This window comes from Asprobacillus argus (assembly GCF_032248395.1).
Classification (GTDB): domain Bacteria; phylum Bacteroidota; class Bacteroidia; order Flavobacteriales; family Flavobacteriaceae; genus Polaribacter; species Polaribacter argus.
Genome location: NZ_JAVTTO010000004.1, coordinates 275,986 through 296,649, shown reverse-complemented (window position 1 = coordinate 296,649; position 20,664 = coordinate 275,986). Strand labels below are relative to the sequence as shown.

At 35.5% G+C, this 20,664-nt stretch carries 21 protein-coding genes; 8 read left to right on the top strand and 13 right to left on the bottom strand.

All coding sequences use genetic code 11. The features are described from left to right. Nucleotides 1-4: 4 nt before the first annotated feature. The 8 genes from recN to RQM59_RS11615 form a co-directional block, all read right to left on the bottom strand. Complete coding sequence (recN, locus tag RQM59_RS11650; protein ID WP_349242290.1) at nucleotides 5-1,657, bottom strand: DNA repair protein RecN; 1,653 nt, start codon at nucleotides 1,655-1,657, stop codon at nucleotides 5-7. Between the two features lie 22 nt (nucleotides 1,658-1,679). Further along, nucleotides 1,680-2,570 carry a type IX secretion system protein PorD gene (gene porD, locus RQM59_RS11645; RefSeq protein ID WP_349242289.1) on the bottom strand — a complete coding sequence of 297 codons (891 nt, stop codon included), beginning with the start codon at nucleotides 2,568-2,570 and terminating at the stop codon, nucleotides 1,680-1,682. Next, complete coding sequence (gene coaBC / locus RQM59_RS11640) at nucleotides 2,563-3,774, bottom strand: bifunctional phosphopantothenoylcysteine decarboxylase/phosphopantothenate--cysteine ligase CoaBC (RefSeq protein WP_349242288.1); 1,212 nt, start codon at nucleotides 3,772-3,774, stop codon at nucleotides 2,563-2,565. Before coaBC ends, porD begins: the two co-directional genes overlap by 8 nt. Continuing rightward, nucleotides 3,774-4,094, bottom strand: coding sequence for a DNA-directed RNA polymerase subunit omega (locus RQM59_RS11635; RefSeq protein WP_349242287.1), 321 nt, complete (start codon nucleotides 4,092-4,094; stop codon nucleotides 3,774-3,776). The genes coaBC and RQM59_RS11635 overlap by 1 nt, the downstream gene beginning before the upstream one ends. A gap of 2 nt (nucleotides 4,095-4,096) precedes the next feature. After that, nucleotides 4,097-4,921 (bottom strand): outer membrane protein assembly factor BamD, encoded by an 825-nt coding sequence (locus RQM59_RS11630; protein WP_349242286.1) that lies wholly within the window; start codon nucleotides 4,919-4,921, stop codon nucleotides 4,097-4,099. A 123-nt stretch (nucleotides 4,922-5,044) separates the two neighbouring features. Continuing rightward, nucleotides 5,045-5,554, bottom strand: coding sequence for a ferritin (locus tag RQM59_RS11625; RefSeq protein WP_349242285.1), 510 nt, complete (start codon nucleotides 5,552-5,554; stop codon nucleotides 5,045-5,047). A gap of 10 nt (nucleotides 5,555-5,564) precedes the next feature. Then, nucleotides 5,565-6,440: a 4-hydroxy-tetrahydrodipicolinate synthase gene (dapA, locus tag RQM59_RS11620; RefSeq protein ID WP_349242284.1), complete on the bottom strand. Its 876-nt coding sequence runs from the start codon at nucleotides 6,438-6,440 to the stop codon at nucleotides 5,565-5,567. 117 nt (nucleotides 6,441-6,557) lie between these two features. Next, a complete protein-coding gene (locus RQM59_RS11615) occupies nucleotides 6,558-7,079 on the bottom strand; it encodes a DUF6913 domain-containing protein (protein ID WP_349242283.1) in 522 nt (173 codons plus the stop codon). A 63-nt stretch (nucleotides 7,080-7,142) separates the two neighbouring features. Here RQM59_RS11615 and RQM59_RS11610 point away from each other — a divergent pair, with 63 nt between their 5' ends. The 3 genes from RQM59_RS11610 to RQM59_RS11600 are packed head-to-tail and all read left to right on the top strand — an operon-like array spanning nucleotide 7,143 to nucleotide 9,243. Continuing rightward, nucleotides 7,143-7,892, top strand: a complete 750-nt coding sequence (locus tag RQM59_RS11610; RefSeq protein WP_349242282.1) for a 5'-nucleotidase C-terminal domain-containing protein — start codon at nucleotides 7,143-7,145, stop codon at nucleotides 7,890-7,892. Continuing rightward, entirely contained in the window at nucleotides 7,892-8,803 is a 912-nt protein-coding gene (locus RQM59_RS11605; protein ID WP_349242281.1) for a bifunctional metallophosphatase/5'-nucleotidase, read from the top strand. Before RQM59_RS11610 ends, RQM59_RS11605 begins: the two co-directional genes overlap by 1 nt. 50 nt (nucleotides 8,804-8,853) lie before the next feature. Beyond that, nucleotides 8,854-9,243, top strand: a complete 390-nt coding sequence (locus RQM59_RS11600; protein WP_349242280.1) for a DoxX family membrane protein — start codon at nucleotides 8,854-8,856, stop codon at nucleotides 9,241-9,243. A 55-nt stretch (nucleotides 9,244-9,298) separates the two neighbouring features. Here RQM59_RS11600 and RQM59_RS11595 read toward each other — a convergent pair whose 3' ends face one another. The 3 genes from RQM59_RS11595 to RQM59_RS11585 all read right to left on the bottom strand — a co-directional run bounded on the left by RQM59_RS11595 (nucleotide 9,299) and on the right by RQM59_RS11585 (nucleotide 12,717). Beyond that, nucleotides 9,299-9,952 (bottom strand): lysoplasmalogenase, encoded by a 654-nt coding sequence (locus RQM59_RS11595; protein WP_349242279.1) that lies wholly within the window; start codon nucleotides 9,950-9,952, stop codon nucleotides 9,299-9,301. Between the two features lie 187 nt (nucleotides 9,953-10,139). Continuing rightward, nucleotides 10,140-12,137 (bottom strand): NAD-dependent DNA ligase LigA, encoded by a 1,998-nt coding sequence (gene ligA, locus RQM59_RS11590; RefSeq protein WP_349242278.1) that lies wholly within the window; start codon nucleotides 12,135-12,137, stop codon nucleotides 10,140-10,142. A gap of 1 nt (nucleotide 12,138) precedes the next feature. Continuing rightward, on the bottom strand, nucleotides 12,139-12,717 hold the full coding sequence (locus RQM59_RS11585; protein ID WP_349242277.1) for a hypothetical protein: 579 nt from the start codon (nucleotides 12,715-12,717) through the stop codon (nucleotides 12,139-12,141). Nucleotides 12,718-12,884: 167 nt separating this feature from the next. Between RQM59_RS11585 and RQM59_RS11580 the strand changes: the two genes are divergently transcribed. Continuing rightward, a complete protein-coding gene (locus RQM59_RS11580; RefSeq protein ID WP_349242276.1) occupies nucleotides 12,885-14,207 on the top strand; it encodes a glycoside hydrolase family 113 in 1,323 nt (440 codons plus the stop codon). A 51-nt stretch (nucleotides 14,208-14,258) separates the two neighbouring features. On the opposite strand, the gene RQM59_RS11575 is transcribed toward RQM59_RS11580, so the two are convergent. Beyond that, a complete protein-coding gene (locus tag RQM59_RS11575) occupies nucleotides 14,259-15,701 on the bottom strand; it encodes a glyceraldehyde-3-phosphate dehydrogenase (protein WP_349242275.1) in 1,443 nt (480 codons plus the stop codon). A 126-nt stretch (nucleotides 15,702-15,827) separates the two neighbouring features. Then, on the bottom strand, nucleotides 15,828-17,198 hold the full coding sequence (locus RQM59_RS11570) for a S1C family serine protease (protein ID WP_349242274.1): 1,371 nt from the start codon (nucleotides 17,196-17,198) through the stop codon (nucleotides 15,828-15,830). A 132-nt stretch (nucleotides 17,199-17,330) separates the two neighbouring features. On the opposite strand from RQM59_RS11570, the gene dapF reads away from it, so the two are divergent. Genes dapF through RQM59_RS11550 form a run of 4 tightly spaced genes read left to right on the top strand, consistent with a single transcriptional unit; the run spans nucleotide 17,331 to nucleotide 20,548 of the window. Next, entirely contained in the window at nucleotides 17,331-18,110 is a 780-nt protein-coding gene (gene dapF, locus RQM59_RS11565; protein ID WP_349242273.1) for a diaminopimelate epimerase, read from the top strand. Beyond that, a complete protein-coding gene (locus tag RQM59_RS11560; RefSeq protein ID WP_349242272.1) occupies nucleotides 18,107-18,631 on the top strand; it encodes a GNAT family N-acetyltransferase in 525 nt (174 codons plus the stop codon). Before dapF ends, RQM59_RS11560 begins: the two co-directional genes overlap by 4 nt. After that, entirely contained in the window at nucleotides 18,624-19,652 is a 1,029-nt protein-coding gene (mltG, locus tag RQM59_RS11555) for an endolytic transglycosylase MltG (RefSeq protein WP_349242271.1), read from the top strand. The genes RQM59_RS11560 and mltG overlap by 8 nt, the downstream gene beginning before the upstream one ends. Then, on the top strand, nucleotides 19,652-20,548 hold the full coding sequence (locus RQM59_RS11550; RefSeq protein WP_349242270.1) for a DUF2279 domain-containing protein: 897 nt from the start codon (nucleotides 19,652-19,654) through the stop codon (nucleotides 20,546-20,548). Before mltG ends, RQM59_RS11550 begins: the two co-directional genes overlap by 1 nt. Nucleotides 20,549-20,664 lie beyond the last annotated feature (116 nt).

Sequence of the window (20,664 nt, the reverse complement as noted above, 5' to 3'; positions counted from 1 at the left end):
GTTCTTAATTTAATAACTCTTTTGCATGCGTGATTGCCGAATCAGAAATGTTCTTACCGCTTAGCATCTCTGCAATCTCCACAATTCGTTCGTCTGATGAAAGTTGTTTTAAACGTGTGGTAGTGGTTCCGTTTACCTCTTCTTTAAACACTTTGTAATGTTGACTTCCTTTCGCGGCTATTTGCGGTAAATGAGTAATGGTAATTACTTGCATTTGCCTACTCATTTGCTGCATAATATGCGCCATTTTGTTTGAGATCTCTCCTGAAACACCCGTATCAATCTCATCAAAAATAATGGTAGGTAATTTAGTGTGTTCGGATAATACTTTTTTAATGGCCAGCATAATTCTGGAAAGTTCACCTCCAGAAGCCACTTTCTTTAATGCTCCGAAACTTCCTCCTTTATTTGCTGAAAACAGAAATGATAAACGATCCTTTCCATTTGCAAAATACTCGTTAGACATTTCTACTTCTATTGAAAATCTCGCATGTTGCATTCCAAGATCACCTAGTAAACTTTCCAATGTTGAAATAAGTTTAGGAAGTTCTTTTTTTCTTGCGTCAGATATTTCTTTGGCAATACGATCTATATGTTGTTGAATTTTCTGTATCTCCTGCTCTTTTGCTAGTATTATTTCTTCCCCACCTTCAACCTGAGCTACCTTTTCTGATAATTCTTCCAGTATGCGAATTAATTCAATATTTGAATTTACATAATGCTTCTTTTGTAAGCTATATAACAATTGTAATCTATCATTGAGTTGCTCCGCTTCATAGGGATCGAAATCAACCGCTTCATTAGCATGTTCTAACTCAGAAACAATATCATCCAATTCAATTTTAACACTGGATATTCTATCAGAAAGCTCCCGATACTCTTTTGAGTATCCGGCTATTTTTGTCAATTTTTGTTCTAGTATATATAATAAATTCTGAACGCCAATATCCTCATTACTAGTAATCTGCAAGGCCTCGGCTAAACTTGCTTTTATCTCTTCAACATTATTAACTTTATCCAACTTTTCCTCCAACGCTTCTTGCTCATCAGCCTCAATGTTAGCAGCATTTAACTCTTCGTATAAATGTAGATTATAATCGTACTGTTGGTTTGCTTCTCTTTGTTTGTTAACCAATGAAGACAACTCAGATTGTAACGTATTGTACTTTTTAAGTTCTATCTTATATTGATGTACCCTAGTTTGATTTTTAGCCAATGCATCAATTACTTCGAGCTGAAAGTCATTATCAGAAAGCTGTAAGGTTTGATGTTGTGAATGTATATCTATCAATTTTGATCGTAATTCAGATAATACCGATAGTGTTACTGGAGTATCATTTACAAAAGCTCTTGATTTTCCTGAGGGTAGTATCTCTCTTCTAATGATCGTATGGTCTTCATAATCCAGATCTACCTCTTCAAAAAACGTTTTCAGTCCATAATCTTTAATCAACAATTGAGTTTCTACGATACATTTCTTCGACATGTCTTTTAACGTAGTAGAATCTGCACGATTTCCTAAAACTAATCCTAGTGCTCCTAACAGAATAGATTTACCCGCTCCTGTCTCTCCAGTAATAATGGATAGGCCAGAGGAAAAGTCTATAGACAATTCATCTATTAAAGCATAGTTTTGTATGGATAGTGAGCTTAGCAAGGCGTTATTTTAAAAATTAAAATTAATTAATTTTTCGCCACTTACTATTATTATTGGGTGAGATTTTTTGCAAAACTTGAAGCAGGCGTTGTTTACTACGTGTAGCGGGTCCGTCAGAGTATAAATTAACAATTTCATCGGCTTTTGCATCAAAAAATACACGAATCAGAAAGTTACTTATGGTTTTATTAAACAAGCCTTGCATAGATATAAGATTGTTCTCAACAATCTGCTTGGCATTCTTGTCATTATCAGACATCTTATCGAGTCCATTCCGATGATAATTATAGGCCACTGTTCTGAACTGATTCAGTTTGGCGGATAACAAATTATCTATTAACATAAATCTATTTTGCTTTCCTACTTGATTGGCCCACGCTACCTGACCACTTTGCTGAGCTTGTAACATTACATTCTCTGCTTCTTTATAATACTTCTGCCCTCCTTTTAGCGCAAATGTATCGGCATCGGCTCCCAAGATCGTATAGGCATAAAAAGCAATAGTAGAGACCAAGTTAGAATCAAACCTTGTGGGGTTAAAAATAAACTGGTCAAATTCATTGTACCTGAATGTAAAATCGTCGTCTTTAATATTTAATATCGGAGACGCATATGAGGTTCCGTATACTGGTCTAGTTGATTGTACCTGAATACTGGCTTCAAATCGATTGGATTCCCATGACGTAACAATAATCGTCATTGCACAGTTAATTCTCTCTTGAGGTTTTACACTTTTATCGGTCCATTTCTTCTGGTTTAAAAACTCAGAAATGGATTTCTCTAAGGTTTTAAATATTTGCTTGTTGGATCCTGGAATCTGATCTGAATTGACTGTCACTAAACAATTTAATTCTTGTCCATAAGAGCATATAACAGCGCCGAGAAAAAAAGAGATAAAAAGAAGCTTACGCATGTATCCTTTGTATTATTTCGTTCAGAATATCCTTTGCAACTTCATCTTTCGACTTTAGTTCAAAAGGAGTTACTTTTTGATTACTATCTATAAAAGTAACTTTATTTGTGTTAGTGGCAAAACCTGCACCTTTATCATTTAAAGAATTCAGAACGATCCCATCTAAATTTTTTCGTGTCAGTTTAGATTTTGCATTTTCCAACTCATTCTCAGTTTCTAAGGCAAACCCTACTAAGAATTGATCTTTTTTTATAGCTCCTAAAGAAGCTAAAATATCTTTTGTTGGTTCTAACGCTATCTCTAACGAAGCATCTTTCTTTTTTATTTTCTGACTAGCAACATTTTTTGGTTTGTAATCAGCTACAGCTGCCGATAATATGGCTATATCCATATTCTCAAAATGATCGTGAGCTGCTTTATACATTTCTTCTGCCGATGAAACAGGAATAATATTTACGGAAGAATGTTGCAATTTTTGGCTAGTTGGCCCCGTCACCAAGAATACTTCTGCTCCCAGATTGGCAGCATTTTCCGCCAAAGCGAATCCCATTTTTCCACTTGAATGATTTCCAATGAACCTAACAGGATCAATAGCTTCATACGTTGGACCAGCAGTTAACAATAACTTTTTCCCTTTTAAGGGCAATTTGGAGGCAATATCAGCCTCAATAAAAGTTACAATATCTTCAGGTTCTGCCATTCGGCCCTCTCCTACCAAACCGCTTGCTAATTCTCCGCTGGTAGCAGGAATCATTGTATTTCCAAATTCTTGTAACTTGGCTAAACTCTCTAACGTAGATGGATGTTTGTACATATCCAAATCCATGGCTGGAGCAAAAAACACAGGGCATTTTGCCGATAGGTAGGTCGCCAACAACAAGTTATCACAGGTACCGTGTGTCATTTTAGACAGTGTATTCGCTGTTGCTGGAGCAATAACAAAGATGTCTGCCCATAAACCTAACTCAACATGATTATTCCACAATTCATTTTCTTCTTCTTTGTCATAAAAAGTAGATTGAACCGGATTCTTAGAAAGTGTAGAAAGTGTAAGTGGTGTGATAAAATCTTTTGAAGCAGGAGTCATTACAACTTTAACTTCTGCTCCAGATTTTATAAATAAACGGACTAAGTTCGCCGTTTTATAAGCGGCAATTCCGGCAGTAACGCCCAGAAGAATCTTTTTACCGCTTAGAACAGACATTACTCAGCGTCTGGAGTTCTATGATAAACTCTATTTTCTAACCATTCTTCAACAGCAATTGCCGTTGGTTTTGGTAATTTTTCGTAAAATTTAGAAACTTCTATTTGCTCTTTATTCTCAAATACCTCCTCTAAACTATCATTATAAGTAGCAAACTCATCTAACTTATCTATTAATTCTTTCTTTAGGTCTGAATTAATTTGTGTCGCTCTTTTCGCAATAATTGAAATCGCTTCGTAGATGTTTTCCGTTGGCGCTTCTATAGATTCCTTATTATAGGTAATCGTAGAAATAGAAGCATTTGTTTCTTTATAATTCATTATTAACTCTTTTTTACTAACTTCTTTTGTTCGGACTGTAAATTAGCGAACATTTTTTTTGATTCTTTTAAAAACTTCGTTTTAGGAAATGTTTTTATCAATTTGTCATATGCTTTAATGGCATCCTTAATTCTTCCTTCTTTCTTTCTTTCCGAACTCTTTATTGCCAAATCATGATATGCTTTTAATTTATAATAAAAAGCTTCTTCTTTATATTCAGTTCCTAAAAAATCGGCAAGCAAATTATCCATAGCCACAACTGTAGCTTTATAATTCCTAAAGTCATATTCAGCAGTCTTATAATACGTTTTGGCTATTTCAAAAGCTTTCTTCTCTAACTGCAATCTAATTTCTTGGTAATGTTTATTCGCCTCCGCCAATCTGGTAGAATTAGGATACTCATTGATGAATTGTTGAAACGCCCCTAAGGCTTTATACGTATCTGTTGGATCCGTACTATAGGTCGGAGATGATAACTTATAACTATACGCCGATAAATACGCCGCCTCTTCTTTTTTAGAACTTGACGGATAGTTATTGGTAAACCTGTCAAAATAATATCCAGACAAGGTATAATTCTTAAGATTGAAATTAGATTGAGCTACCATGTACTGAATTCTTTCCATTTGTGGCTTCCCTCTATACGTCGGTGTTACCTTTTCAAACAATCGCAAAGCTTTTTTAAAATCCTTCGCTTCGTACAACTTAACAGCCAATTTATATTGATCAAGAATGGTTCCTTTATTCAATACTCTCTGGTATTCTCCGCATGATACCATGATCATACTAACAACCAATAAAAAAATAAAATTTTTAATTTTTTGCATCGGGCAAAATTACTAATTAATTATGGATAAATAAAACGATTTAACGCACAGTTCATTGTGCACTGCAATTAATAGCAAAACAAGGACATATCCCCTTAAAAACTTGCTAAATCTTTGTTAATGTTAAATTTCGGCTCCAGGAAGTGTAATTAGCTGCTTCACATCGTTGTCAAATAGATACAATCCTCCTTTATCATCTCCAATCAAATTGATCTTATCTAAGATGTTTCTGGCTAAGGCCTCTTCTTCTATTTGTTCTGACACATACCACTGTAAAAAGTTATGTGTAGCATAATCCTTTTCTTGCAAGGTAATATCTACCAGATCATTGATCGATTTCGACACTTTTACTTCGTGGTCGAATAAATTTTGAAACATTTCTTTAAAAGATCCAAAAGAAACTGGAGGTGCTGCCAATTCTGATACTTTCGCATGACCACCTCTTTCATTGATAAATTTGACCAATTTAAGCATGTGCTGTCTTTCTTCGTCTGAATGCGCATACATAAACGTAGCGACTCCTTCAAAGCCTAGTGTTTCGGCCCAGGATGCCATGGCTAAATATACTTGAGAAGATTCTGCTTCAACAGTTACTTGTACATTCAAGGCATCTTCTATTCTTTTGGTCAACATAAATTTTAAATTAAAAGTTCGCTACAAAATTAGCAATTTCTTTTTGAAGTTTTACAGAAGCTTTTACTAAAGGTAAACGCACTTCGTTTCGACAAATAGAGAAGTCATTCAACATCGATTTTATTCCTGCCGGATTTCCTTCAGCAAAGATCATATCAATGCTATCTGCCATTTTATAATGAAGGTCGTATGCCGCTCTATTCTCACCGTTTAAACCTAATTGTATCATTATTGAAAAGTCTTTAGGTAAACCCTGTCCGATAACACTGATCACTCCTGCTCCACCTGCCAGTACCATAGGGAGCGCAATCATGTCATCACCCGAAATGACTAAAAAGTCTTTTGGTTTATGTTGAATGATCTTCATTGCCTGCACAGTATCTCCAGCCGCTTCTTTTACTGCAATAATGTTATCAAAATCATAGGCCAAGCGAACCGTTGTTTCCGGCAGCATATTAGAAGACGTTCTTCCCGGTACGTTATATACGATGATGTCCTTCTCTGTAGATTCGGCGATCGCTTTAAAATGCTGATATATTCCTTCTTGAGTTGGCTTATTATAGTAAGGAGAAACGGAAAGTATCGCATCAAAATGAGACAGATCCGTCGTTTTAATCTCTTCTACTACAGCAGCTGTATTATTCCCTCCAATACCAAGTACTAAGGGTAATCTACCATTATTGACGGCAACGATCTTGTTCTTAACGGCTTCTTTTTCTTCTTTATTTAAAGTGGCAGGTTCTCCTGTAGTGCCCAACACCACCAAATAATTAATACCATTATCGATCTGGAAATTCACTAGACGTTCTAAACCGTCAAAATCGACAGATTTATCTTCATTAAAAGGGGTCACCAGTGCAACACCTGTACCTACAAATTTATTCATGGTAAGCTTCTTAGATTTATTTCTGTAAAATTACTCTTTTTTGAACAGGTATGTGCATTAAAAAGTGTGAGGATTTATGATTTTTACAAATTCATCTCGTTTGTTAAAATTTACAAACTATCCATCCATTCTATTTAGTATTACTAAGTATTTCTTTACTTCGTTCAGGTAAGCGTCCATGTCTTTCCCCTCAGTTTTCACTTCCATATCGAACAAACGCGAATCCACTTCAGCATATCCTACTTTGAATGTGGCTTTAGACAATAATGTTACATACTCTGCATACAAATGTTTTTGGTCAAAAAAAGTGATCAACAGGTCAAACTCAGTATCTAAAAATGCTTGCAAACTACTGTCTGTTATGTTTCCTTTCCAATCAAAATCGTTTTCAGAAAAATGTTTATATGAAGATTCATTGTCCTTGCTAAAGGCTCTGAAACTGTAAATTTTGGGATTTCTTACATCAAAAGTATTGGTAACCAATTGTTGTAAATCTACATTTTGAGAAATGGTCTCCAGACCTAAGATCCCGACGGTTGTGACCTTTTGATGAACCGGTTTTTTCTTTACTTCCGGCTCCTTTAACAACGACTGGTATCTTTTTTCTAGAAAACGCTTTTTTATTTTTCTAAACTTCATCAACTAATTAATCAAAAATGTATCTTAGCACAAGACAAATGTAACTAAACACTTTTGTATTTTATGAAAAAAATACTCTTCTCCTTTCTACTTGTTTCTTTCTTCCTTTCTTGTAAAGATGTTGCCTATAAAAACACGAAGATCGTTGGAAAAACAAGTCAAATCGACAGTACAACAGTAGCCGACTCAACCTATATTAAGGTCATTGAACCTTATAAAGAGAAAATGATCAAAGAAATTAACACCGTGCTTACCTATACTCCAATAGATTTGGTTCGGACTGATGGTAACAGGCAAAGTACATTGGGTAATCTATTGGCTGATTTAGCCTATACAAGAGCGAACCCTTTGTTTAAAAAGGAAACAGGAAAGGACATTGATTTTGCACTGTTTAATTATGGAGGCATACGTTCAGGTATCTTTACCGGTGACGTAACGAATAGAAACGCTTTCCAGCTTATGCCTTTTGAAAATATGTTGGTCGTGGTAGAGTTATCTGCAGAAAAAGTTCAGGAGTTGGTCAATTACTTTACTAATGGTAACAGGGCGCATCCACTATCAAAGCAAGTCCAACTAACGATCCGTCAAAATGGGCATACTCTGAAAATTCATGGGAAGCCTTTTGACAAATCTAAAACCTACTATGTGCTAACCAGCGATTACTTGCAATCTGGAGGAGATCGTATGGATTTCTTTAAAGATCCAGTTAAACTTTACAAATTAGATTACAAAGTGCGCGATGCTATTATAGATTATTTTAAAAGTGTGGATACGTTAACCTCAACATTAGATAACCGTGTAATTCTTAAGTGATGGATAGAAGAAAATTTATTAAAAACTCAGCTGCGGCATCATTGGTAACATTGGGAGGTTTATCCTTACCTTCTTTCACCTCTAAGAAGCAGAAACACATTACCATTTTACATACCAATGATACGCATAGTCAGGTAGAACCTTTCGAGAAAAATCATCATAGAAATCCAAATAAAGGAGGTGTTGCCAGAAGAGCTACATTGATTGAGGGTATTAGAAGAGAAAATCCAAACACTTTATTATTAGATGCTGGAGATATTTTTCAAGGCACTCCGTATTTCAATTATTTTGGAGGAGAACTGGAATTCAAATTAATGAGTATGTTGAAGTATGATGTAGCAACCATTGGAAATCATGACTTTGATAATGGAATAGACGGTCTATACAAACAACTCCCACATGCTAAGTTCGATTTTGTTTCTGCCAATTATGACTTTAAAAATACTGTTCTAGATACCCATGTAAAACCCTATAAGATCTTAAAGCGAGATGTTATTAAAATTGGAATCTTCGGATTAGGTGTAGCCTTAAAAGGTCTGGTTGGAGAAAAGCTCTATAAGGAAACTAAATACTTAGATCCTATCGGGGTGTCACAAGATATGACCCGAATTTTAAAAGATGAGGAACACTGCGACCTTATTATTTGCCTATCCCATTTAGGCTATTTTTACAGAAGAAATCCAAGCAGAATATCAGATCTTAATTTGGCAAAAGCTACCAAAAATATTGATCTTATTATTGGTGGACATACACATACTTTCTTACCAAAACCTACAGTTGTAAAAAATAGTGAAGGAGAAAACATGCTGGTTAATCAGGTGGGCGCATATGGGATCAATCTAGGTAGAATTGACTTCTATTTTGATGAAGTGAATGAAAAAACTGCTAACGGAAAAACAATTTTAGTGTAAGTTTATTTCAGCTTTTCGTCTAAATCATCAGAAATAAACAAAGAGTACTGATGAAGAAATATTTTCCATTGATTTTAAAGCTTGCTGCTGCCATCATTATGTTGCAAACCTTGTTCTTCAAGTTTTCAGGAGCACAGCAAAGTATAGATCTATTCACGGAAATTGCTGGAGAGAATCAAGCGTATATGAGAATAGGAACCGGGGTTATAGAGCTTATCGCTTCTATATTGCTATTTATACCTAAAAGAACATGGTTAGGTGCTTTATTAGCCTTAGGAACCATGACCGGAGCTATCTTATCTCATATTTCCATTCTGGGAATCATTCACAATAACGATGGCGGTGCCTTATTTATTGGCGCAGTGATTACCTTCCTAGCCAGTTTAATTTTATTAATACTAAACAGAAAGGATATACCTTTTCTTGGGGGAAAGTTATAAGTTATTATTTGCTAACTATCTATGAAATGGCTTTAGAATTCTAAAGTCATTTTTTTTATGTAGTTTTAAGTATCATTGCTCTACAAATTAGGTATTGTGCAATGATATATGTGATCATAATAGAAATTCCCAGCAACTCTGTCGAATAATAAAACTTATTAATAGCTAAAATGCTGTCAGAAGCTATAAACGTGAGCGCTCCTAAAAATAGCCAACCATTTTCTACAGAGCGTTTACCTGTATAGATAACGAAAGTAATCACTCCAAAAATAGAAATTACTATACCGTATGCGATAACCGGGATCAGTAGCTCACCAAGTCCGGAATAGATCGTGTAAATTAATCCTCCTAGCAAAGCAACAAAAGGTAAAGAATGTAACAATATCTTAGGAATGGAAACTTGATTTAAAAACTTAGACGACACAGTAATTAGTAAGACATGTGCCAGTAGAAACGAAGCCAATCCATAGATAAAGAATTGATCCTGAAACAACAATAGTACATCTCCCCAAAACGCAAAAAATAGGGCTGAAACATACCAGAAATTAGGTTTTTTAACCGATACCAAATACAAGGTGACCAATGATGTTGCTATCAGTGGTTTTGCGATCATTTCTACTTCTTTGTTGTGTGTTATAATCGCATATATATCCGTAGCAGCTACCAATAGAAAGAAAGTTGAAGCTACAATTTTTTTAGTTGATTTCATGATTATAGTTTTATTAGTTCTCAACCCGTTTGCCGATAATGTAGTTACACTCCGCTAACGTGTAATACTCGAACTGATATTCTCCGGTTCGTTAGTAGTCTTGCCGTCATCCCGACCATAATGGAGGGATTTCAAAGATTTCTCCATTCCGCTTTGCTCCACTCGAAATGACAAATTTTATATATCGTCAATTAATCATTTCAATAAATTCTTGCTCGGAAATAATAGTTACTCCTAAATCTTCTGCCTTGGTCTTCTTACTAGGCCCCATATTGTCTCCGGCCACCACATAATTCGTTTTTTTAGAGATGGATGAACTCACTTTACCTCCATTATCTTCTATGGCCTTCTTCAGCTCATTTCTACTCATCTGATGAAACACTCCAGATACTACAAACACATTCCCATTTAGTTTATCGGTTTGATTTTCCAAACTCTCTGCAGAAACTTCCAACTGCACTCCGTATGATTTCAATCTATTCACCAATCGAATATTTCCTAAGTCATTAGAAAATTCTACGATGCTTTCCGCAATTCGATCTCCAATCTCATCTACCGTAACCAGCGTTTCGAAATCAGCAGCCATAAGGTTGTCCATAGATTTAAAATGCTTAGCCAATTTCTTGGCTACTGTTTCACCCACAAATCGAATTCCTAACGCAAACAATACTTTCTCAAATGGAATTTGTTTTGACTGTTCTATTCCATCGATCATGTTTTGAGCAGACTTTTCGGCCATACGCTCCAAAGGAATTACCTGCTCAACTTTCAGATCGTATAGATCTGCATAGCTCTCAATCAATCCCTCTTTACGCAATAGATCTACTGTCTCCCCTCCAAGCCCATCAATATCCATCGCTTTTCTGCTGATAAAATGTTGAATACGCCCTGTAATCTGCGGTGCACATCCGTAGGTATTCGGACAGTAATGTTTCGCATCTCCTTCCGTTCGAATCAGTTCCGTTTGACACTCAGGGCAATGTGTTGCATACACCGTAGGCTCGGAATCTTCAGGTCTTTTGGATAGATCTACTGCAATGATTTTTGGAATGATCTCTCCTCCTTTTTCTACAAACACTGTATCTCGCTCTCGAATATCTAGTTTTTCAATCTGATCTGCATTGTGCAAAGAAGCGCGCTTCACAATCGTCCCTGCCAATTGTACGGGTTCTAAATTGGCTACTGGTGTAATGGCTCCTGTTCTTCCAACTTGATAGGTAATTTCATTTAAAACTGTAGAAACCTGTTCTGCCTTAAACTTGTAGGCAATCGCCCAACGCGGTGACTTGGAAGTATAGCCCAACTCTTCTTGTTGTTGTAGATTATTGACCTTAATAACTACACCATCCGTTTCATAGGGAAGGTCATGACGTTTTATATCCCAAGTATTTACAAACTCAAAAACTTCGTCAATGGTTTTAGCCAAGATAATGGTATCGGGTATCTTGAAACCAGCATTTCTGGCTGCTTTTAAACTGTCGTAGTGTGTTGTATATTTTCGTTCATCAGTAACTACCTGATATAACAAACAATCTAAAGGTCGTTTTGCAACTTCTGCACTATCTTGTAACTTTAAACTTCCACTTGCTGTGTTTCTTGGGTTTCGATAGGCTTCTTCGCCATTTGCTAGTCGCTCTTCATTCATTTTTTGAAAACCGTCTAATGGTAAGATGATCTCACCACGCATTTCAAAATCATTGACAAAATCGGTTTGTAAAGTCAATGGTAACGATCGAATGGTTCTAATATTAGTAGTCACATCATCTCCCTGGAATCCATCTCCTCTAGTTACAGCCTTAACAAAAGTTCCATTCTCATACGTCAGATTGATAGAGGCACCATCATATTTTAATTCGCAAGTGTATTCAATATCATCCGAACCCAGCATTTTCTGAATGCGCTTTTCCCAGTCCAATAAATCTTCTTTAGAATACGAATTATCTAAAGAATACATCCTGTTCTTGTGAACTAATGTTTCAAAGTTCTTGGTGATACCTCCTCCTACTCTTTGGGTAGGTGAATTGGCATCGTAAAGTTGCGGGTTTTCTTCTTCTAACTTCTCCAATTCTTTGAGTTTGATATCGAACTCATAATCGGAAATTGTCGGATTGTCTAGTACGTAATAGTTGTGGTTATGCTGACGTAACTCATCTCTGAGCGCCTGTATCTTTTGTTCTATATCCATTCTAATCTCTCTTCGTACCTCTTAAAACACTCACTCCCTTTGGAAATGGATTTCCTGAAGCTCTTCTAAAAGAAACCACTTGCCCTACGTGCCATAAAGCATCCGAAATGGGGCCATTTATCTGATTCCAAAAAGGGTATTCGCTTGTTTTATCTCCTCTTTTAAATACAATCTTATATTCTGATAGATCCTTGCTTTTCTTAAAAATAGCACTCGCTTTTCGTATATTTTCTAAGGTTTTCTTTCTTTTTTCCGCATAGGTCATTTTAGGTTGAGGCTTCTCATTTGGAACTTTTAAAGCTGAATTTAAAACAACCTGGGATAGCCCTAAAATATGATCAATGGTCTCTTCCGCTGTTCTAGCTTCCTTACTAGGCTTATAACTTAAATCTTCAGCTCTTAGTTGATAGGTAGCCCAGTAGTATCTGAAACCAAGTCCGTCTATCATTCTGCTCACCACCGTTCCGGCATTGTATTCTTTTGGTGCGTCTGGAATTTTGTAATAATGGTCTTGTTCGTCTTGTGCATTCATTTGTAGACTAATTGATAAAACTAGCACGAGTGTAAAAATAGATTTCATTTCATTGATTTAGTAGGCTAAAAATACAGAAAATAAATAAGGCATTACACAAAACAAATGTGAAAAAAATGAACTTACGGGATAAGAATATATGCCTATTTATGAATATATTAATACACATTCTATAGATTGTTTATTACATTTACCTGTAACACAAAATGATCCTTTTGAGAAAAATAGTACTTTCCATTTTTAAGGTATATCTATTTACATGGTTGTTTGCCTTTCTTTTTTTCTCTTATAATGTCTATTCGAGCTCGACTTCTTGGAGTAAAATTTTCGCTTCTTTTTTTGAAATAGCATTCTCTTTAGGCGGACTTATAACCGTGCATATTATATTCTTATTTTTTTTCGTGTTCTTTTTAATCTTTAGGTATTTTGTATCTGTATATAAAAAAAGAGGGATAAAAATTGCTTTAATTCGATTTACAATACGGTTTTTACTACCTACCCTATTAATTGTTTTTTCATTTACATATATTATTAGTAAAAACAATCAGGAAGATTATACTTATGCATGGAATTATGCTGCAGAAAATACCTCTGAGAAATCCAAAAAATCTTTTTTAGTTGATGAAAAAATAAGAGGTATGAGTGTTTATCAGATTGGAAGAAATAGAAATGTAAACATTTCTGAATTGATCAAAACGAATATAGAATGGGTTGCTGTTATTCCTTACTTCTATCAAAAGGATGAAAACACAAAGAACATTAATACTCCAAAAGAAGTAGGAATTTGGTCCAAGAGGGATTCTAGTTTCATTAGAGATATTAAAAAACTACATCAGAAAGAGTTATATGTTATGATAAAGCCGCATTTATGGATGTCATCAGGGTGGCGTTCTAATATTCATTTTAAAAATTCTGAAGACTGGGATTCTTGGTTTTCAGATTATAGAAAAATCATGATGCATTATGCTTATATGGCAGAAGAAACAAATACAGAACTCCTTTGTATAGGTACAGAACTTCGAAATGCTTTACAGGAACAACCGAACCAATGGCTGCAATTATTAAAAGAAATTAGAGCCATCTATACTGGGAAAATAACATATGCTGCCAATTGGGACGACTCTTTAGATTTCCCAGCTTTTTGGACCGCACTAGATTATATTGGGATTCAAGCGTATTTTCCATTGACCAAAAACAAAAACCCAAATCTACAGGATATTAAAAAAGGATGGAATCCACATATCGAAAAATTAAAAACGCTTTCCGAAAAGTATAGCAAGCCCATACTCTTTACTGAAGTTGGGTACAGAGATGATCTTTCTGCTACCATAAAGCCATGGGAATGGGAAAGTTCATTTAAAAGGCTCTACAAAAAGAAATCGGATAGAACGCAACAACTGGCATACGAAGCACTGTTTGAGGAACTTTGGGATAAGCCTTGGTTTGCGGGGGTGTTTCCTTGGGAGTGGACTAGTTCTGATTTTCCCATCTACAAGAAACCTGCGCAAAACACCATTACAATTTGGTACAACAAATAAAAGCCCGAAACAATACGTTCCGGGCTTTATATATTTTACAATACTATACTATTAATAGTAGGTATATCTTCTCACTTTAGCAATGTGTTTTGCCAAACGCATTACTTGATGTGAATATCCGTATTCATTATCATACCATACATAGATTACGATCGTGCTTCCATCTGTAATCGTTGCTTTACTATCGAAAATAGAGGGGGCTGTAGAACCGATGATATCAGATGACACCAATTCATTATCTAGTGAGTATTGAATTTGCTCTACTAATTCACCTTCCAAAGCATTGTGCTTCATGATGGCATTTAATGAATCTGTAGTAACCTGACTATGTAACTGTAAGCTTAATACTGCTAATGAACCATTGGGTACTGGTACACGAATTGCATTCGAAGTTAACTTTCCTTCTAAGGCTGGCAATGCTTTTGCAACTGCTTTTCCTGCTCCTGTTTCTGTAATTACCATGTTCAATGCAGCCGCTCTACCTCTTCTGTATTTCTTGTGCATATTATCTACCAAGTTCTGGTCATTCGTATATGCATGAATCGTTTCTAAATGTCCTTTAATGATCCCGTAGTTATCTTCTAATACTTTTAATACTGGAGTAATGGCATTTGTAGTACACGAAGCCGCTGAGAAAATATCTACTGTATCCGGATCATGATCTTTATGATTTACTCCATGTACAATATTTGGCACACCTTTTCCAGGAGCCGTTAGCAATACTTTGCTTGCTCCTTTTGCCTGTAAATGTCTTCCTAAAGCTTCTTTATCTCTAAATGCTCCTGTATTATCAATAATTAAGGCATCTTCAATTCCGTATGCCGTATAATCAATATCTTCTGGTGCGTTTGCAGAGATCATAGTTACCGTAGTACCATTAATGATCAATGCATTGTTTTCTGCATCTACTTGAACTGTTCCTAAGAAATCTCCATGTACCGAATCTATACTCAACAATGAAGCTCTCTTTTCTAATACCGTTTGATTAATCTCTCCACGAGTAACTACAGCTCTTAATCGTAATTGAGAACCTTTACCCATTTTAGACATCAACTCTCTTGCTAATAATCGTCCAATTCTCCCAAAACCATATAGTACAACATCTTTTGGCTGAATGTCCTGTGCTTCAGTAACATCTTTTAATTGTCTCTTAACAAAATCTATTTTGTCTTTACAACCATCAACGTCTAAATGACATTCGTAGGCTAATTTTCCAATATCCAATTTTGACGATGGTAAATTTACTTGCTGAATTGCTTTTGCAATTTCTAAAGCGTCATGAATCGTAATTGGTTTTGCTACAAATTCCTTTGCATAATCAATCAAGTTTAGCACTTCACTGGCTCTTTTATCAACCAATTGATTTCTAAATAATACGAGCTCGATAGATTTATCGTACCAAAGATCATTTACAATGTTTATAAACTCAACAGTAGCTCTTCTAGTTAAAGCCTGTTCAGCAACTTCTTTTTCGTAATTTGTTATTTGTGACATAGTTGTGTGTAACTAAAAAGTTAAATTTTGCTGCAAAAGTATTAATTTCAAACGATTTCGTAAACCTTTTTGCAATAAAAAAACCTCGATCAAAATCGAGGCTGTTTTAATTTAAAAATTCTTTATTTATCTAAACCTAAAACGTTCTTTTTCTCCATCTAAATTGATCATCTCAATAACAATAGAATATCTACTTTTACGAACCTGATCTAAAATTCGAACAGCTTCTGAAGCATTCGACACTTTTTTGTCATTAATCTTCGTAATAACAAAATCTTTTAAACTGTTTTCTTCATCTCTACTGCTGGTTGCATATATTTTTGCTCCTCCACGAATATCAAATTTCTTTAGTTCTTTCTTTGTCAAATTCTTTAACTGCCATCCAAAAGAGTTAGATGTAAATATATCTCTTTTACTCAATTTTACTTTCTTCGTCAACGACCTTCCCTCTCTATCTACAGTAACATCCACAAACTCTCCTGGCCTTTTTGCTGTCAATTGACCTGTTAGCTCAGAAAATTTGGTAATCTTAACATTGTTAATCATTTTAATAACATCTCCTTGCTGCAATCCAGATTTTCTCGCTTCGCTTTCGCTATCTAAAGATCCAATTTTAACTCCAGAGATACTCGTATCTCTAATATCTACACTAATTCCTAAGATTGCTTCTTGAACGCTTCCAAACTCCAAAATATCGTCAATAATTTTTTTAGCAATATTCGAAGGAACCGCAAAAGAGTATCCTACATAAGATCCCGTTCTAGAAGATATTGCCGTATTGATCCCAATTAACTCTCCTCTTGTATTTACCAAAGCTCCTCCACTATTCCCAGGGTTAACCGCAGCATCTGTCTGAATAAATGCATCTACATTCGAATTTCCTTGCAGATCTCTTCCCTTTGCACTAATAATTCCTGCTGTAACCGTTGAATTCAAGTTGTATGGATTTCCAACAGCTAACACCCACTCTCCTATCTTGGCATTATCAGAATCTGCAAAAGGAATATAAGGCAACTTCTCATCAGCATCTATTTTTAGCAGGGCAATATCATTCTTCTGATCAGTCCCAATTAATTCAGCTTTATATTTCTTTCTATTATTTAAGGTGATCTCTAAATCCGTTGCATTATCAATTACATGATTATTGGTCACGATATAACCATCAGAAGACACAATCACTCCGCTACCCGTACCCACCTGCTCGTACTTCCTTGGTCCATTAAACAAATCGTTCCAAGAACTAATTCCAGATTTTACAGCAGTATTCTTAACGTGGACTACAGAGTTCACTGTTTTCTCTGCAGCTATTGTAAAGTCTAATGCGTTCGCATCCGTATTTGTATCTAAAGCATTTGTGAAATTCGACTGAATCGTTGGTATGGGACTTTGAATGGTCCTTTCAATTACAGTTGGTTGATCAAAAAAAAGTTTATATCCACCTAATGTCATCATCCCTCCAACAATAGCAATTCCTAATAATCCTATTACTTTTTTCATTTCTTAAAATTTTTATATACTCAAAGTTACACATTTTAACATTTCTATCAAGCTTGTTAACTTCGCCTTAACTCATTTTAACCCTGTTTTAACAGAAATAAATTGCCCTACTTTTTTGTATCTTTGCCAGCTATGATTCTCAACTTTTACAAATATCAAGGAGCAGGAAATGATTTCATTTTTCTAGACAATAGAAACGGCACCTTTCCTAAAGAGAACAAAGAGCTGATCGTGCATCTTTGTGATCGTCATTTTGGTATTGGGGCTGATGGCCTTATTTTAATTGAAAATCATTCTGAAACTGATTTTAAAATGGTCTATTTTAATGCAGATAGCAGCCAAACCATGTGTGGGAATGGAGCAAGATGTGCTGTTGCTTTCGCGAAAAAGTTAGGCATTATCAATGAATCAGCCAATTTTACAGCGTATGATGGACCACATTACGCAGAAGTGAATGATGATGGAACTATTTCTCTGGAAATGATTGATGTTGACCAAATAGATGTTTTAGAAGATCATGTATTTACTAATACGGGAACGTTGCATCATATTGAGGTTGTTAATAATCTTGAGAATTATCCTGTTGTAGAGTTAGGGCGAAAAATAAGAAATGAAGTTTACGGGGCTGAAGGAAGTAATGTGAATTTTATCGAGCAGACAAATGCGAACACATTTCTTATAAGGACATACGAACGCGGTGTTGAAGATGAAACATTAGCCTGTGGGACTGGAGTTACCGCTGCGGCAATTGCTGCACATAAAATTGGAAAAACAACTGATACTGTGGTGAATCTACATGCCATTGGAGGGAATTTACAAGTCAGTTTTGATGTCACTGATGGAATCTACAAAAACGTTGTCTTAACAGGTCCTGCTCAATTTGTTTTTCAAGGTACTTTTAACGTCTCATGATGCTATTAACAGGAAAACGTATTGCACTCCGAGCTCTAGAGCCAGAAGATCTCACTTTTTTATTCGAAATGGAGAATGATGAACGCTTTTGGCAAGTGAGTAATACGCACGTTCCTTTTTCTAAATATCTTTTAAAGAACTACATAGAGCAATCTCATCAAGATATTTATCAGGCAAAACAGCTGCGATTGGTCATTGAAGTACAATCCTCTGAAAAAGCTGTTGGGATGATTGATCTTTTTGATTTTGAACCTCGGCACAAAAGAGCAGGCATAGGTATATTAATTCATCCTGAACATCAACAAAAAGGATATGCCTCAGAGGCATTAGCGTTACTTGTATCCTACTGTTTTCAGCATTTGGAACTGCATCAGCTATATGCAAACATTACTTCAAACAATGATGCTAGTATTGCATTATTTGAGAAACACTTATTTAAAAAAATTGGCGTAAAAAAGGATTGGGCATTTTATAACAATACATTTACAGACGAAATTTTATATCAACGTATTCATGATTAAAAAGATCATTATTGGTGCATCAGCTATACTTCTTATTATAGCTGGTATTATAGGGTTTAATTATTATAAAACCATTTTTGGAGAAAGTGTCACTAAGAATGGAGCTATCTTTGTGCGCACTGGAAGTACTTTAGAAGAGCTTACTTCTAGCTTGACCGATTTTTTGCCCGAAGCGCATGATTTTGACTGGGTTGCAGAAAAGAAGAAATTCACAAAACCAAAAGCTGGGAAGTATCAACTAACCAAAGGAATGTCATTAAATGATCTCGTTAATCTGCTGAGAAGCGGAAATCAAGTTCCCGTTTCCGTCTCCTTTAACAATCAGGATACCCTGGAAAAACTAGCTGGAAGAATTGCTCAGCAAATCGAAGCGGATTCCACGGCTCTTGTCACTGCCATGTTAGATCCGATATTCCTGGAAAAGAATAAACTCACAAAAGCCTCAGCATTAGGCATGTATATACCAAATACCTACCATTTTTACTGGAACACTTCTGCTGAAGGTTTTCGTAACAAAATGAAGAAGGAGTTCGTAAAATTCTGGACCAGAGAACGTGTAGCCAAAGCAAAAAAAATAGGCTTAAAAAGAGATGAGGTGCTTACCATGGCATCTATTGTGCAAAAAGAAACTGCCCAAGTATCTGAACGCCCAACTGTTGCAGGTTTGTACATGAACAGATTCAATAAAGGTTGGCCATTACAAGCTGACCCTGCCATTATTTATATATTGAAACAACAACACGGACAGGATTATGTTGTTAAAAGAGTACTTTACAAAGATCTTGAGATCAAATCTCCTTATAATACCTATTTGAATCGTGGCTTACCACCTACTTTAATTGCCATGCCAGATATCTCATCCATTGATGCGGTATTGAATTATGAAAAGCACAATTATTTTTACATGTGCGTGAATGTCGATAAAATAGGGTTTCATGCTTTTGCAAGCGACTTATATGAGCATGGCAAAAATGCAAGAAAATATCAACGCTGGTTGGATAAGCAAGGAATACGTCGTTAATGAAAAAAGAGGTATTCATATTTTTTCTTTTTTATGTTGTTATGGCAACAGCACAAGAACCCTCATCTTTCTGGACAAAATCTGATACATTAAATAAACCTAGGAGAAACGCTGTCGTTATTTCTGAAAGCATTTTAGGAGCGGGTGCTTTACTTGCTTTGGATAGACTTTGGTACGCAGATTTTCCTAGATCCAGTTTTCATTTTACGAATGACAATAATCAATGGAAACAGATGGACAAAGTAGGTCATATTATGACCTCATATTATGTAGGTAAAATAGGAATGGAGTTCTTAGATTGGTCGGGTGTTCGTGAAAAAGATCAATTGTTGTATGGAGCGACTCTAGGTTTCTCCTTTTTAACAGCTATAGAGGTTTTGGACGGATTTTCGAGCGAATGGGGCGCTTCCTGGGGAGATATCGCGGCTAATGCTGCAGGAACCGGACTACTTATTGGACAGGAATTATTGTGGAAAGAACAACGAATCACAATGAAATATTCTTTTCATCAAACATCTTATGCTAAATTGCGCCCAAACACGCTAGGTGAAAATTTCCTACAACAAACCCTAAAGGATTATAATGGTCAGACGTATTGGCTATCTGCCAATATATGGTCCTTTAACAAAGAAGGAACATTTCCAAAATGGTTAAATATAGCTTTTGGATATGGAGCTGAAGGTATGTTGTATGGTGAAAACCTACCAACGAATATGTTTCAACAAGACCCATATCGACAATTTTACTTGAGTTTAGATGTAGATCTGACCAAGATTAAGACGAAATCAAAATTCTTAAAATCTGTCTTTTCTGTTATTAACTTCATAAAGATTCCTGCTCCCACCCTAGAATTTCGCACTAAAGGTGGTATAAAATTTCATTATCTGTATTTTTAAAAAGTTTAAAACAACTGATATTCAGTGTTTTAAAAAATATATTGTATCTTTGCACCCGCAAAACAGAAAGATTTAATTTATCAGAAAGTTTATCATTTTACTATTCGTTTTTGTAC

Bases quoted from the DNA above. Each gene is read 5' to 3' on its own strand.
- RQM59_RS11550 (WP_349242270.1), top strand. From the start codon at position 19,652: ATGAAAAAAGAGGTATTCATATTTTTTCTTTTTTATGTTGTTATGGCA.
- coaBC (WP_349242288.1), bottom strand. From the start codon at position 3,774: ATGTCTGTTCTAAGCGGTAAAAAGATTCTTCTGGGCGTTACTGCCGGA.
- dapA (WP_349242284.1), bottom strand. From the start codon at position 6,440: ATGAATAAATTTGTAGGTACAGGTGTTGCACTGGTGACCCCTTTTAAT.
- ligA (WP_349242278.1), bottom strand. From the start codon at position 12,137: ATGGATATAGAACAAAAGATACAGGCGCTCAGAGATGAGTTACGTCAG.
- RQM59_RS11560 (WP_349242272.1), top strand. From the start codon at position 18,107: ATGATGCTATTAACAGGAAAACGTATTGCACTCCGAGCTCTAGAGCCA.
- RQM59_RS11600 (WP_349242280.1), top strand. From the start codon at position 8,854: ATGAAGAAATATTTTCCATTGATTTTAAAGCTTGCTGCTGCCATCATT.
- RQM59_RS11595 (WP_349242279.1), bottom strand. From the start codon at position 9,952: ATGAAATCAACTAAAAAAATTGTAGCTTCAACTTTCTTTCTATTGGTA.
- mltG (WP_349242271.1), top strand. From the start codon at position 18,624: ATGATTAAAAAGATCATTATTGGTGCATCAGCTATACTTCTTATTATA.
- dapF (WP_349242273.1), top strand. From the start codon at position 17,331: ATGATTCTCAACTTTTACAAATATCAAGGAGCAGGAAATGATTTCATT.
- RQM59_RS11570 (WP_349242274.1), bottom strand. From the start codon at position 17,198: ATGAAAAAAGTAATAGGATTATTAGGAATTGCTATTGTTGGAGGGATG.
- RQM59_RS11630 (WP_349242286.1), bottom strand. From the start codon at position 4,921: ATGCAAAAAATTAAAAATTTTATTTTTTTATTGGTTGTTAGTATGATC.
- RQM59_RS11605 (WP_349242281.1), top strand. From the start codon at position 7,892: ATGGATAGAAGAAAATTTATTAAAAACTCAGCTGCGGCATCATTGGTA.
- RQM59_RS11610 (WP_349242282.1), top strand. From the start codon at position 7,143: ATGAAAAAAATACTCTTCTCCTTTCTACTTGTTTCTTTCTTCCTTTCT.
- RQM59_RS11615 (WP_349242283.1), bottom strand. From the start codon at position 7,079: ATGAAGTTTAGAAAAATAAAAAAGCGTTTTCTAGAAAAAAGATACCAG.
- RQM59_RS11575 (WP_349242275.1), bottom strand. From the start codon at position 15,701: ATGTCACAAATAACAAATTACGAAAAAGAAGTTGCTGAACAGGCTTTA.
- RQM59_RS11585 (WP_349242277.1), bottom strand. From the start codon at position 12,717: ATGAAATCTATTTTTACACTCGTGCTAGTTTTATCAATTAGTCTACAA.
- RQM59_RS11625 (WP_349242285.1), bottom strand. From the start codon at position 5,554: ATGTTGACCAAAAGAATAGAAGATGCCTTGAATGTACAAGTAACTGTT.
- RQM59_RS11635 (WP_349242287.1), bottom strand. From the start codon at position 4,094: ATGAATTATAAAGAAACAAATGCTTCTATTTCTACGATTACCTATAAT.
- porD (WP_349242289.1), bottom strand. From the start codon at position 2,570: ATGCGTAAGCTTCTTTTTATCTCTTTTTTTCTCGGCGCTGTTATATGC.